The 12,710-nt window shown below is 36.7% G+C and carries 12 protein-coding genes; 6 read left to right on the top strand and 6 right to left on the bottom strand.

What is annotated here, in order from left to right:
• Positions 1-11: 11 nt before the first annotated feature.
• Both QF004_RS10820 and QF004_RS10825 read right to left on the bottom strand, forming a co-directional pair.
• Positions 12-2,216: a bifunctional (p)ppGpp synthetase/guanosine-3',5'-bis(diphosphate) 3'-pyrophosphohydrolase gene (locus tag QF004_RS10820; RefSeq protein ID WP_133440241.1), complete on the bottom strand. Its 2,205-nt coding sequence runs from the start codon at positions 2,214-2,216 to the stop codon at positions 12-14.
• A 397-nt stretch (positions 2,217-2,613) separates the two neighbouring features.
• Positions 2,614-3,060 carry a hypothetical protein gene (locus QF004_RS10825; protein ID WP_307426132.1) on the bottom strand — a complete coding sequence of 149 codons (447 nt, stop codon included), beginning with the start codon at positions 3,058-3,060 and terminating at the stop codon, positions 2,614-2,616.
• A gap of 166 nt (positions 3,061-3,226) precedes the next feature.
• Here QF004_RS10825 and dacB point away from each other — a divergent pair, with 166 nt between their 5' ends.
• Together dacB and QF004_RS10835 are read left to right on the top strand one after the other, a co-directional pair.
• A complete protein-coding gene (gene dacB / locus QF004_RS10830) occupies positions 3,227-4,600 on the top strand; it encodes a D-alanyl-D-alanine carboxypeptidase/D-alanyl-D-alanine-endopeptidase (RefSeq protein WP_307426135.1) in 1,374 nt (457 codons plus the stop codon).
• A 15-nt stretch (positions 4,601-4,615) separates the two neighbouring features.
• Positions 4,616-5,782, top strand: coding sequence for a HAMP domain-containing sensor histidine kinase (locus QF004_RS10835; RefSeq protein WP_133440244.1), 1,167 nt, complete (start codon positions 4,616-4,618; stop codon positions 5,780-5,782).
• A 91-nt stretch (positions 5,783-5,873) separates the two neighbouring features.
• Here QF004_RS10835 and QF004_RS10840 read toward each other — a convergent pair whose 3' ends face one another.
• Entirely contained in the window at positions 5,874-7,487 is a 1,614-nt protein-coding gene (locus QF004_RS10840; RefSeq protein ID WP_133440245.1) for a M1 family metallopeptidase, read from the bottom strand.
• 102 nt (positions 7,488-7,589) lie between these two features.
• Here QF004_RS10840 and QF004_RS10845 point away from each other — a divergent pair, with 102 nt between their 5' ends.
• From QF004_RS10845 to QF004_RS10860, 4 genes are all read left to right on the top strand, one after another.
• Positions 7,590-8,615 (top strand): glutaminyl-peptide cyclotransferase, encoded by a 1,026-nt coding sequence (locus QF004_RS10845; protein WP_133440246.1) that lies wholly within the window; start codon positions 7,590-7,592, stop codon positions 8,613-8,615.
• Positions 8,616-8,619: 4 nt separating this feature from the next.
• The gene (locus tag QF004_RS10850) at positions 8,620-9,402 is read left to right on the top strand and encodes a hypothetical protein (protein WP_307426136.1); all 783 of its coding nucleotides are present in this window, start codon (positions 8,620-8,622) and stop codon (positions 9,400-9,402) included.
• 98 nt (positions 9,403-9,500) lie between these two features.
• Positions 9,501-10,115: a deoxynucleoside kinase gene (locus QF004_RS10855; protein WP_133440247.1), complete on the top strand. Its 615-nt coding sequence runs from the start codon at positions 9,501-9,503 to the stop codon at positions 10,113-10,115.
• A gap of 93 nt (positions 10,116-10,208) precedes the next feature.
• On the top strand, positions 10,209-10,556 hold the full coding sequence (locus QF004_RS10860; protein WP_133440248.1) for an arsenate reductase family protein: 348 nt from the start codon (positions 10,209-10,211) through the stop codon (positions 10,554-10,556).
• Here the strand turns inward: QF004_RS10860 and QF004_RS10865 are convergent, their stop codons facing one another.
• The 3 genes from QF004_RS10865 to QF004_RS10875 form a co-directional block, all read right to left on the bottom strand.
• A complete protein-coding gene (locus tag QF004_RS10865; RefSeq protein ID WP_133440249.1) occupies positions 10,557-11,450 on the bottom strand; it encodes a TIGR01777 family oxidoreductase in 894 nt (297 codons plus the stop codon). It abuts the gene before it with no gap.
• Positions 11,451-11,458: 8 nt separating this feature from the next.
• Positions 11,459-11,767, bottom strand: a complete 309-nt coding sequence (locus QF004_RS10870; protein WP_133440250.1) for a DUF493 family protein — start codon at positions 11,765-11,767, stop codon at positions 11,459-11,461.
• A gap of 67 nt (positions 11,768-11,834) precedes the next feature.
• Positions 11,835-12,518, bottom strand: coding sequence for a DUF4197 family protein (locus QF004_RS10875; protein ID WP_133440251.1), 684 nt, complete (start codon positions 12,516-12,518; stop codon positions 11,835-11,837).
• Positions 12,519-12,710: the final 192 nt, after the last annotated feature.

Consider the following 12,710-nt stretch of genomic DNA (forward strand, 5'->3'; position numbering starts at 1 on the left):
TAGTGGTGTTTTTACATCCGTTTTACACGGGAAACACCGTTGATATTTTTGAGTTGTTTGAAAGTCTCGTCCAATTGGCTTCGGTTTCTCACTTCCAGATTAATGCTGCCTAAAAAGACGCCGTTATTAGATTCAATCGACATGCTTTTCATGTCCATATTCATGTTGTTGCTTATGACTGCCGTAATGTCGTTGATCATTCCCATTCGGTCGAGGCCTTCAATTTCAATTTTTATTCTGTTTTTGAAACTTTCCTCATTGACCCATTTTGCCGGTAAAACCCGATAGTCATATTGGGCACGGAGGTTTATCGCGTTGGGACAGTTGTCATTATGCACTTTAATTCCTTCAGAAATAGTGATGAATCCAAAAATTCTGTCGCCCGGAATTACGGTACAGCATTTCGCATACGAATAATTCATTTTCTGCTCATCTTTTCCGAAAACAATCATGTCGAGATTGGTTTCCGGGGTTTCGGTGAAGAGCTCGTTTTTCACGGGCGATTTGCGGAAACGCTGTAGGATATTACTGAAAATTCCTTTTCCTTCGGTATATTTTTTAATGTCACCGATGTCTAAATCACCATTTTGAAATTTGAGAAATAATTCCTGAGAACTTTTTAACTCAAAGAATTTCTGCATTTTATTAATTTCCTCATCGTTGAAATTAAGTTTGGCATGGCGCATTTTCCTTTGCAGGATTTCTTTTCCTTCTTCCACCAAACCGTTATTCTCAGAATTCAGAATGGCTTTTATCTTTGATTTGGCTTTCGAAGTGACTACAAAATCCAGCCAGTCAACTTTTGGTTTTTGGTTTTGTGAGGACAGAATATCAACCTGGTCGCCATTTAATAAAACATAAGAAATAGGGACTAATTTACCGTTTACTTTCGCGCCAAGACATTTTGTTCCTAAATCCGAATGCACCGAAAATGCAAAATCCAAAGCAGTAGAGCCAATCGGCAGCGTTTTTATTTCCCCTTTTGGCGTAAAGACAAAAACTTCTTTTGAATACAAATTAAGTTTAATATCATCTAAAAGTTCTGTCGTGGTCATCGACTGCTGATTTTCCAGCACTTCACGGATTTCTCTTACCCAACGTTCAAAGTTTTTTTCATCAGAACTCTGTTGGTAACCTTCCTTGTATTTGTAGTGAGCTGCGACACCTTTTTCGGCGATATCATCCATCCGTTCGGACCGGATTTGAACTTCAATCCATTTTTTATCGGGACCTAAAATGGTGAGATGCAGACTTTCATAACCCGTAGAACGCGGCTGAGAAATCCAATCCCGCATACGCTGAGGATTACTGTGATAAAGGTCCGTAACGATGGAATAGATTTTCCAGGCGAGAAATTTTTCGTTTTTGGCATCCGATTTATAAATAATTCTGATGGCGTAATTATCAAAAACCTCATCGAAAGTTACTCCCTGTTTGAGCATTTTACGGTAAATGGAAGAAATTGCTTTTGCTCTTCCTTTGATGGAAACATTTAGATTTTCATCTTCTAACTGTTCCGATACCTCTTTTTTAAATTCTTCGATGTATTTTTCGCGGCTTTCTTTCGCCAGTTCTAATTTCGAGGAAATGTCGAAATAGACTTCCGGATTATTAAATTTTAAAGAAAGATCTTCTAATTCTGATTTGATGTTGTACAAACCGAGGCGGTGGGCAAGCGGTGCATAAATATAAACCGTTTCCGAGGCGATTTTTTTCTGCTTCTCCGGCGTCATACTTTCCAGGGTCCGCATATTGTGCAGCCGGTCTGCAATTTTAATTAAAATCACCCGGAAGTCTTCGGAAAGAGTGAGCAAAAGCTTGCGGTAATTCTCTGACTGTATCGAAATATTCTGGTGATTCATCACCGCAATTTTGGTCAGTCCGTTGACAATATCTGCAATTTTTTTTCCGAATATTTTTTTGAGATCATCGTAAGTATAATCAGAATCTTCGATTACATCGTGAAGAAGTGCACACGCAATCGATGTAGCACCCAACCCAATTTCGTTGGCCACAATTTTTGCTACCTCAATCGGATGATAGATGTAAGGTTCGCCTGTTTTTCTGCGCTGGTCTTTATGGGCATCTAGAGCAATATCGAAGGCTTTCCGGATGAGTTTATTCTGTTCCTCATCCAGGTTGCGATACGTATTGGTGATTAAATCTTTATACCTTGCGAGAATTTCTTTATTTTCCTGTTCTAAATCGTAAACCATTTATGTAAGCCAATTAGGACACGAAAATAAGAAAAAAAGTCCAAAATGGTGGATAAAACCCAAAAAATGTATAGAAAGGAACTGGGTTTAGAATGAAGCCTGGACATCCGGAAATCATATCCGGAGTGATTATAAACAACGGGTGTCTGAGAATGCAAGCCTCAAAAAGTACAGAGATTTTTCTTTAGAGAAAAGTGATTTTACGGAAAGGGAAGGTTTAAAATGAGGTAGTCAACTGATCTTTAAACAATAAAGAACCTTTCAAATTTTGAAAGGCTCCCGGTTAAATCTGTTAAATAGTTGTAATATGAGGTTTAAATATGGTTCGCGAAAAATTCGCTGGCTTTTTAATTTACAATAGATCCGCAGAAAAAAATGCTAAAATACATGAACAAAATTATGATTCTGTGGAATTTCCAAAATTGACTTCAGCATTGATTCCTTCAGATTGACCGCGGTAATTAAGGCTCGGTGCATTGAAGATCTCTGCTTTTGCACGTAACGCCACTATTTTTTTTAGAATATCTAAAGATTTTGCATCGCGAAATTTTATATGTTCAAAATAGTTTTGATGAATGCAGTTGTTTTTTGAAAAGACTTCATTTACCTTTTCGATTTGTTCCGGATCTTTTACTTTTACACTGACCACCAAACTGTCGTCTTCAAGTTCGGTTTTGTCTTTAAAAAAATATTGCCAGATAGAGGTTTTTACTTTTTTATGAATTTTCTCTTCATGCAAATATAGAATGTAATCCTGATTCTGAATACCTGCATTTTCCAAGTCCTGACCAATTTGGTGAGACTGACTTTGGCTTTCAAATAAGCCTGTGATGATTGATGCCATTATTCTAAATTTTAAATTTACAATACAAAGTTTACATATTTAATGCGAAAAATACAAGTAAAAACGATAGTTATTATGTATTAATTGAAAACGAAAGGATATATTGTTAATATATTTAACTATTAAAAAATATAATTCTTTATATTTGAGCACAAAAAAAGTAAAAATGAAGAAGCTGATCCCTTTTGTTCTATTGATTTCTCAGTTTTGTTTTACACAGAATATTTCACATAATTTAGATGCTGCAACCAAGAAATTATTAGCTTCTGCCTCTGCATATTCCTCAATTGTTTCAATATATGTGGCGGACGATGGCGGTAATTTGGTGTATGAAAACAACGGTAATACGGGACTTTCCAGCGCTTCTACGCAAAAGATATTTACGGCCGCTGCAGCTTTAGAAACTTTAGGCAAAGATTTTCAATATGTCACCAGAGCCTATTATTCCGGGACGATTTCTTCAGGCTTTTTAGCGGGCGATCTTTTCATTACTTCAACCGGTGATCCCACTTTGGGAAGTTGGCGATATGATGGATATAAACCAGAAAATTTTAAACAAAAATTAATTCAGTCTTTAAGGGAAAAAGGGATTTCCGAAATTTCCGGTGATTTGATTATTGACGATTCCTATTTCGATTTTCTCGCGACTCCCGGCGGTTGGCCCTGGAATGACCTTGGGAATTATTACGGAGCAGGAGTTTGGGGAATCAATTGGCGCGAAAATCAGTTCGATATGCAGATACTCGGCGGCGAAATCAAAAAATTAAATGTCGATTTAACCAATGTGAAATGGGTGAATGATATTGAAACAGGCGGAACTTCTGACCAAAGTTTAATTTATACTGCGCCTCATTCGAACGTAGCTTATATTAACGGAATTTTGCCTTCTAAAGGGATTACGGTTTCCGGAGCAACTCCAAATCCTCCTTTAACTTTAGGACAGGAAATAAAAAGTTGGCTGAAAGAATCCGGAATTGAATTTAACGGAAAAGTGACTTCTGCCTCTCAACAGAGAATTGATGGGGAGAAAATAACTGCCGTTCCCAAGAATAATCTTTTGCTTGAATATAAGTCGCCGACTTTAGATAAAATTATCTTTTGGTTTATGCGGAAAAGCATCAATTTTTATGGGGAAACTTTAATTAAAACGTTAGGAAAAGAAAAGAAAAATGAAGGAAGCTTTGATGCAGGAATTTCCTACCTGAAAGATTTCTGGAAATCGAAAGGAATTAATCCGGCCATGATCAATTTTGCAGACGGCAGTGGACTTTCTCCGCAAAACTACGTTTCGGCAAAAGCAGAAGTGCAGTCGTTGCTTTACAGCAAAAAACAACCTTGGTTTAATGAATTTTATGAAGGATTTCCGACTCAGGGAAATGGCATGAAATTGAAAAGTGGAACCATGAAAGACACCAAATCATTTGCCGGCTACCATACTTCGAAAAACGGAAAAAAATATGTTTTCGCAGTCATTATTAATAATTATCAGGGCGGCAATGTCAGCGACGCATTATTGCAGGTGCTGAACGTTTTAAAATAGTTGTATTTTCGTGCAATGAAGAGACGCGGAATTTTTTCGAAACTCAATAACTGGATTATTTATATTTTGCTTACATCGGCCGTTGCCGGCGTGGTAGTGGCTTCTGTTGTTCTGATTAATTATTTGCGGAAAGAGGAAATCAAAAGGATTGAACTTTTTGCGACCACGATCAAATATCAGCAGAATGAAATCATCGAAGATCCCATGACTTTGGATTTGATTCTGCAGATTAATAAAACCAATAATACAATTCCTGTAATTGTTACCGATAAAAATAAAAAGCCACTGGGTATTGATTTTCAAAGAAATATCCCGGAAGAGATTCAGAATGATCCTCAGAAAATGCAGGCTTTGATCAATAAAATGGCGGGTTCATACAGTCCTATTGAACTGCAGATGCCGGATGGGAATAATCAATATGTTTATTACACCAATTCCAATTTGTTAAATAATTTACGGTATTCTCCCTATATTTTAGGACTGCTTATTTTGGCTTATATTTTCTTTTCTTTCTGGTTTCTGCGGACGATCAAGAAAACCGATGAAGGTTACGTGTGGGCTGGTTTGGCAAAGGAAACTGCGCATCAGATCGGAACGCCGCTTTCATCAATGATCGGTTGGATCGAAATCCTGCGCATGGAAAATGAAAACAGTGAAGGCGTAAAAGAAATCGAAAATGACATCAACCGGCTCAAAACAATTTCGGAAAGGTTTTCGAAAATCGGTTCCGTTCCCGAGCTTAATGATTTGAATATCAATGAAACAATTCAACAGAATTACGATTATCTGAAATCGAGAATTTCGCGGAAAGTAAGTTTTATGCTGATCTTGCCAAAAGAACAGATCCTGATTCCACACAGCAGAATTCTGCTGAGCTGGGTGATTGAAAATATTGTTAAAAACGCCGTCGATGCGATGAGAGGAGAAGGCCGCCTTGAAATCGAACTCTACGAAAAAAGCAAAAACATTGTGATCGATATTAAAGATTCTGGCTCAGGAATGACAAGAGCCCAAGCAAGAAATGCTTTCAAAGCAGGTTATTCCACTAAAAAAAGAGGATGGGGACTTGGTTTGTCTTTAGCAAAAAGAGTCATTAAAGAATACCACCGTGGCGATATCAAAATTGCACAAACCGAAATTGGCGTGGGAACAACGTTCAGAATTACCATGAGAAATTCTTAGTTTTTGTTTGTTTTACCAAAAGAAAAAAATGCCGTTTCCAGAAGAAGCGGCATTTTTTATTTTATAAAACGAGGTGTATTTTTTATACCGTTTATTTTTGCTGAGAATAATAAATGTAATAATTCTCATCAAATTTTACAGGATCTGCGGACGATAATGCCACCGTTTGCCAATTTTCAGTCGGATTGATTTCCTGGTTACCGTTAATTCTGAGCGGCAATTTTAAATCCTTTACAATCTGCGTATAGCGGTATTTTAAAGTATTTCCGGTTTGTGAATATTCTAAAGTCGGAATTTTGGTCGTTCTTAAATATTGGTCAAATACAGTAGAGAAATCAATCCCTGATTTTGTAGAAATATAATCTTCAACCTGTTTCGAAGTAACGGTTTGATGATAGAAATCTGTATTCAAACCACGCAGTATTTCTCTGAATTTTTCATCATTATTAATGACTTGGCGAATCGTATGAATCATATTGGATCCTTTGTAATACATATCACCGCTTCCTGATTTTGCAACTCCGTAAGGACCAATAATCGGTTCGTCATTTCTAATGTTTTTACGGATTCCGACCACGTATTTTTCAGCTGCTGCTTTGCCCATAAAATCCTCTACAAACAAGGTTTCCGAATAGTTGGTGAAACCTTCATGAACCCACATGTCTGCCTTGTCTTTTGCGGTGATATTATTGGCAAACCATTCGTGACCGCTTTCATGAATGATGATGAAATCCCAGTTTAACCCAACTCCGGTTCCTGATAAGTCACGGCCTAAATAACCGTTTTCGTAATTATTTCCATATCCGACTCCGCTTTGATGTTCCATCCCAAGATACGGCGTTTCTATCAGTTTATAAGAATCTTCGTAGAAAGGATAAGGTCCGAACCAGTGTTCAAAGGCTTTCATCATCGGCTTAACCTGTTGGAACTGCTTTTCGGCTTTCTCCAGATTATAGTCCAAAACCCAGTAATCCAAATCAAGCGCACCTTTTTCGCCCGCATACGTTTCTTTAAAATTGACGTATTTCCCAACATTAGGAACGATAGAATAAAGATTGATTGGATTCTTAACTTCCCACGTATAAACCTTTTTGTCTTTTTTAGATTTTTGGGCAATCAATCTTCCATTCCCTACACCAACCAAATCTTTTGGGGTAATGATTTTCATAATCATTCCATTGTCGGGTTCGTCACTCCAGAGGTCTTTTGAGGGCAGCCATACCGAAGCGCCGATTCCTTCCTGCGCCACCGACATCCACGGATTTCCGTGGGCATCTTTCCTGAAAACCCAGCCACCGTCCCAAGGCGCATTTTTGGCAATAACAGGATTTCCGGAAAACTGTATGGTGAAAGAATGCGTTTCACCTTTTTTATAATTTTTCTTCGCCGTAATGAAAACAAAATCACCTTCTCTTTTTGAAGAATATGATTTGGCGTCAGAACCGATGATTTTATAATTCATCGGCTGCTGCAGATCAATTTGAAATACAGGATTTTTAATGTCTTTTAAAATTTCAAAAGTAATTTTGTTGGTACCGGAAACCGACTGATCTGCGAACTTGGGTTCCACAGAAATTTCATACTTTTTGACATCCCAGAAATTCCTGAATTCGGTATTAGAGCCTTTTAACGAATCTTGTTTTGTGAATTGCTGTGCAGAAAAAACCGCAGAGGTAAAAATAAGAAGGGCAAGAGTTTTTTTCATTTTTAAAGAAATAAGTGGAGCAAATATAATTATTATTTTGTTTGGGGAATCTTTGGAACGTTATGTGTAAGTAAAATTCAGTATTTTTGAAAAAATTTTTGAATGAAGATTAGAATTATTTCCACCGTTTTTGCTTTGGTTTTTCTTGTTTCCTGTAATAAAGACAAGGAAATCCTCAATACTTTAAATGACTATAATCTTTCGATGGAAAGCAAAGGATATCATTTTGGTGATCATTTAGAGCTTCCGAAAGAGGTTACCGATAATGCTGAAAGTATCTCGATTAGTTTTGGTGACAAAGAAACCTCAAAGCTGGTAGTTGATCCCGCATATTTTACTTTAGGAGATAATCAGGTTACTTTTAATATAAAGAAAAAAGGCGGTGAGATTTTAAATCAGGATGCAACCATTAATGTTTTTGCTAAAAACCCGGAAACAAAATTATCTTACGAAATTATAAAAGAATACCCACACGATCCCAAAAGTTTTACGCAGGGTTTCCAAATCGAGGGCAGTACGATCTATGAATCGGACGGGCAAATGGGCGAATCCAGAATCTGGAAATATACTTTGGGAACAACCACTCCAATTGTACAGACTGCGCAGGCGGATGACGTTTTCTCGGAAGGTTGTGCGATTGTTGGCGATAAAATTTACCAGTTGACCTGGAGAAATAAGAAAGGATTTGTGTACGATAAAAATTCCCTGAAATTAATAAGTGAATTTCTTTATCCCAACGTGATGGGAGAGGGTTGGGGCTTGACTTACGACGGCAAAAATCTGATCGCTTCCGACGGAACAAAAAATATTTATTTTCTGAGTGTTTCTGATCCATCAAAAATGGTGCGGTATATTTCTGTCGCAGGAAATACAGAAGCCTATGATCAGATCAATGAATTGGAATATCACAAAGGATTCATTTACGCCAATGTTTGGCAGAAACCCATTATCCTTAAAATAAATCCCGCAAACGGGGAAGTGGTTGGCAAATTCGATTTTACCGAAATCGCAAAACTGAATACCAAAGATGCAACCAACGATGTATTAAACGGTATCGCGTTCAAAGGTGATCATATGTTGGTTACCGGAAAATTATGGTCTAAGATTTATGAGGTTTCGATAAAATAAATGAATGCTGAAGATTGGTGAAATTGTATGCCTGTTGTTATTTTGTTCACTCACTGCGCAGAAAACGCTGCCGTTTGATACTTTAAGAGTAAGCACCGCCAAGGATCTTTTTGCAGATGATTACGGAAATATTTATCTGTACCAAAACAAAGATTTCAGTTTTACCAAATACGATTCACTGGGAAACCAAAAAGCGAAACTGATGTTGACTTTGCCGTTTCGGATTCAGTCGGTGCAGAATCCTTTAAATATTCCCTCGTTTTCTGAAAATGCACAGGAATTAAAGTTTTTCGACCAAAATTTAAATCAGATTCAAACCATTAATTTGCGGCAGAAATTTGGTTTTATAAAAACCGCTTATGTCGAAGATCTGCAGCAGGTGTGGCTGTTAGATGAAAGTACGAAACGGCTGATCCAGTACAATTTCCGGGACGACCGTATCATCAATACCTTTTCATTTGATTTTAATTTTGAAAATGTCGCCGATCTTTTAATTTTCGAAAAAAAGGTTTATTTCTTATTTGGTGATCATCTGTCGGTTTATAATTTCAAATCAGAGAAAACAGCTGATTTTGAGCTGGAAAATGGCCGGAAACTTCGACGCGAAAATGACCGGATCTTTGTTGTTTCCAAAACCGCCATCTATAAAATAGAAGAGCACGCTTTGAAAACGGTTTTTAAGGCTGACAATTCGCAAATTGTGGATAAAAACTCTGCTTCTTATTTTGTTATCAAAGGGAACAAACTTTATCTTTACCCCCTCGAAAAAGAGGTCGGAATTAAATAGCAGTTTTCTTTCAGTTGAATAACAGAAATTTATTAAGTGTTTAATTCAACGACTTTTTTTCGAATATAAATTACTGATTCATTAAATAAAATTTAGAAATGCACATTGCTGTTACAGGAAATATCGGCGCGGGAAAAACGACTTTAACCACTATGTTATCAAAACATTACGGTTGGGAAGCGCAATTTGAAGATGTAGATCATAATCCTTATTTGGAGGATTTTTATGCCGATATGAGCAAATGGAGTTTTGCCTTACAAATTTATTTTTTGGGAAGTAGATTCCGCCAGGTAAAAGAAATTCGGGACAGCGGAAAAAGCGTCATTCAGGACCGTACGATTTATGAAGATGCACACATTTTTGCTGAAAATCTAAATGACATGGAATTGTTGACTGACCGTGATTTCGCCAATTATTCCTCCGTCTTTCATCTGATGAAAAGTTTTGTTTCGGCACCTGATTTATTGATTTATTTAAAGTCTGATGTTCCCAATCTGGTGAAGAAAATCTACAAAAGAGGGCGTGATTATGAAGCGTCAATTTCGATTGAATATCTTTCAAAACTGAATCAGAAATATGAAAGTTGGATTGCGGAATATAGCGAAGGAAAACTATTGGTCATCGAAGTAGATGATTTGGATTTTGTGGAGAGACCTGAAGATTTTGGTTTAATTCTGCAAAGAATAGAAACTGAGTTGCACGGATTGTTTTAAATTTTTCTTTAATATGGGAAAACGAAGTACCATCATTTGAGGTGTTATAAATAGTTTCAAAATCTTTGCGCTAACTTTTTAATTTAAATAAAAATGATTAAAATTCTTCATAATAATTCCTGTTCGAAAAGTCGCGGTATCTTAGAATATCTGGATGAAAACGGGATTCCTTTTGAAATTATTGATATCATCAGTCAGCCGCTGACCGAAATGGAGCTTCGGACTGTTTTGAAGAAACTTCACTGTCCGGTAAAGGATTTGGTGAGAACAAATGAGAAGTTATATAAAGATCAGTTTAAAGATCAGAATTTATCGGATGAGGATTTGATCCAGATGTTGATTCAAAATCCGGAGTTGATTCAAAGACCGGTAATCATTAAAGGTTCGGTGGCAATGATCGGCCGTCCTATCGAAAATGTAAAACTCTTTATCGAGAATTAATTAAATTAACGTTTTGAAAGCATCGTCGAGATGTGAATATTTAAAATCAAATCCATGCGATTTGATTTTTTTGTTGTCTGCCCGGCTGCCTTCTAAAATAATCGAACTCATTTCTCCGAAAACTGTTTTCAGTACAAAAGACGGAACGTTCAAAGGAAGAAAAAACTTGTCCGAAGCTTTTGCCAGTTTTTTCATGAAGTCTATATTCGTTATGGTTTCATCAGCGACCGCATTGTATTTTCCATTGATTGCAGAATTTTCAACAGCGGTTACATACATATTGACCAGATCATCGATATGAATCCAGTTCATCCATTGTTTACCGGATCCCACGGCAGAACCCACATTCAAATCGACGGTTTTTTTCAGCATCGGAAATGCTCCTCCTTCTTTTGATAAAACCATGGCTGTCCGCAAACAAACCACTCTGTCAGAAATTTCAGAGAATTGGTCCGCAGCTTTTTCCCAGTCTTCACAAAGTTTTGTAAGAAAATCAGTTTTTACAATTCCGGAATTTTCAGTTAAAATCTGGTCAGAAGTAAACGTTCCGTAATAGTTAATTCCCGAAGCAGAAATGAATGATTTTAAATGGATTTTCTTTTTCCGGCAATAATCAAAAAGCAGGTTGGCAGAATCAATTCTGCTGGAATGCATTTCTTTTTTATAATCGGCAGTCCATCTTTCGCTGATGTTTGCGCCCGCCAGATGAATAATGCAGTCGAGATTTTCAAAAGCTTTTTCGTCGATTTCTTTTTTAGCAACATTCCAGTAGAATTCATTTTTCTCATTACTTTTTGAGCGGCTTAGAATTCTTACAGAATGTTGATGCGCTTCCAGTTTTTTGACTAGTGCTTTTCCGACCAGTCCTGTTCCGCCTGTGATTAATATGTTCATACCGTTAATTAAAGGGACATCACTCCTTCGATTTCGCCCACTTTTTTATAAACGGAAATTACATGTTCAGCATCCAGGACAAAAGCCATAATACTGAGCGAGGTATATTTTGCGTTTTTGCTGTCCCGTGTTGTCAGGGTAAATTTCATATCATCAAAAACACGGTAAATTTCTGTGATTTTTTTTTCTTCATTTAAAACAATGAATTTGAACTGATAATCTTCGGGGAAATTGTGAGTGGCTTCCAGTTTTTCTTTTAAAGAAATGTAGAAATCTTCTGGGCTTTTATGATCTTCGTTTTCAATAATATTAGCCATTTTATATTTATTTTAGTTAAAAAAAATCCGGACTGAACCGGACTTCAAAGATAGTTAAATATATTTTTTATCGCGATCCGTTAAGTGAATTAAGAATCGTATTTGAATTTTGCTGCTCATGATTTTCAATAATATTAAAAAGCCCGTTGACCATTTGCTGAGCGGCGAATTTGCTTATTGACCCAGTCGCTAAATTATTGCTGTTCTGACCACCGAAAATACTTCCTAAAATATTGGTTCCTGACAATGCAGAATTCAAAGACTGCACTAATCCGAACTCGTTCAGTTTTGCATCAACCTTTGGTGCGATCGCGGCCATCAATTGTGCCGAAGTTCTTTCCCGTAACAGTTGTGTTGCGGCGCCACTTCCTCCCTGTACGATTCTTGCGGCATCTTCTGCTGTTAAAGAATTGACGGCATTTATCAAAATTGGCCGTGAAATATCAACGGTGAATGCTGCTGCGCTCGCGATATATTCTTTTTCTTTTTGAACCAGATTATTTAACCCTACTTTTTGCAAAGTATTATTAATATCTCTTAACTGTTGTGGCAATGCGGCTTCGATGAGTTGATTTCCCAAAAAACTGTCTTTACTGCTGAAGATATTTAAACCTTTCGTAATACCGCCTAATAAAATTTGTTTTAATACAGCTAAGCCAACACTTGAGGTTGCTATAGCCATACATGACTGTGTCGTAGTTCCGATTGTTGCGATGGCCATTGTGGCCACTAATATTGTATTTCTTCTCATAATGATTTTCTTAAGTAAGTATTTTTATTGTAGTCAAATAATACGCCAAAAAAATTACGGGTAATGATTAATGTCATTAACAAAAATTATAATAAAATTATATTCTCGTTAACATTGCATAAATTTTATATAACTTTGAAAGAGTTAGAACTAATAGGGTTATAAACAGATAATGGCTTTATTAAATATAGA

This window comes from Chryseobacterium sp. MDT2-18, from assembly GCF_030815285.1.
Classification (GTDB): Bacteria; Bacteroidota; Bacteroidia; order Flavobacteriales; family Weeksellaceae; genus Kaistella; species Kaistella salivictor.

Coding starts and splice junctions, on each gene's coding strand:
- QF004_RS10820 (WP_133440241.1), bottom strand. CDS start 2,216: ATGGTTTACGATTTAGAACAGGAAAATAAAGAAATTCTCGCAAGGTAT.
- QF004_RS10825 (WP_307426132.1), bottom strand. CDS start 3,060: ATGGCATCAATCATCACAGGCTTATTTGAAAGCCAAAGTCAGTCTCAC.
- dacB (WP_307426135.1), top strand. CDS start 3,227: ATGAAGAAGCTGATCCCTTTTGTTCTATTGATTTCTCAGTTTTGTTTT.
- QF004_RS10835 (WP_133440244.1), top strand. CDS start 4,616: ATGAAGAGACGCGGAATTTTTTCGAAACTCAATAACTGGATTATTTAT.
- QF004_RS10840 (WP_133440245.1), bottom strand. CDS start 7,487: ATGAAAAAAACTCTTGCCCTTCTTATTTTTACCTCTGCGGTTTTTTCT.
- QF004_RS10845 (WP_133440246.1), top strand. CDS start 7,590: ATGAAGATTAGAATTATTTCCACCGTTTTTGCTTTGGTTTTTCTTGTT.
- QF004_RS10850 (WP_307426136.1), top strand. CDS start 8,620: ATGCTGAAGATTGGTGAAATTGTATGCCTGTTGTTATTTTGTTCACTC.
- QF004_RS10855 (WP_133440247.1), top strand. CDS start 9,501: ATGCACATTGCTGTTACAGGAAATATCGGCGCGGGAAAAACGACTTTA.
- QF004_RS10860 (WP_133440248.1), top strand. CDS start 10,209: ATGATTAAAATTCTTCATAATAATTCCTGTTCGAAAAGTCGCGGTATC.
- QF004_RS10865 (WP_133440249.1), bottom strand. CDS start 11,450: ATGAACATATTAATCACAGGCGGAACAGGACTGGTCGGAAAAGCACTA.
- QF004_RS10870 (WP_133440250.1), bottom strand. CDS start 11,767: ATGGCTAATATTATTGAAAACGAAGATCATAAAAGCCCAGAAGATTTC.
- QF004_RS10875 (WP_133440251.1), bottom strand. CDS start 12,518: ATGAGAAGAAATACAATATTAGTGGCCACAATGGCCATCGCAACAATC.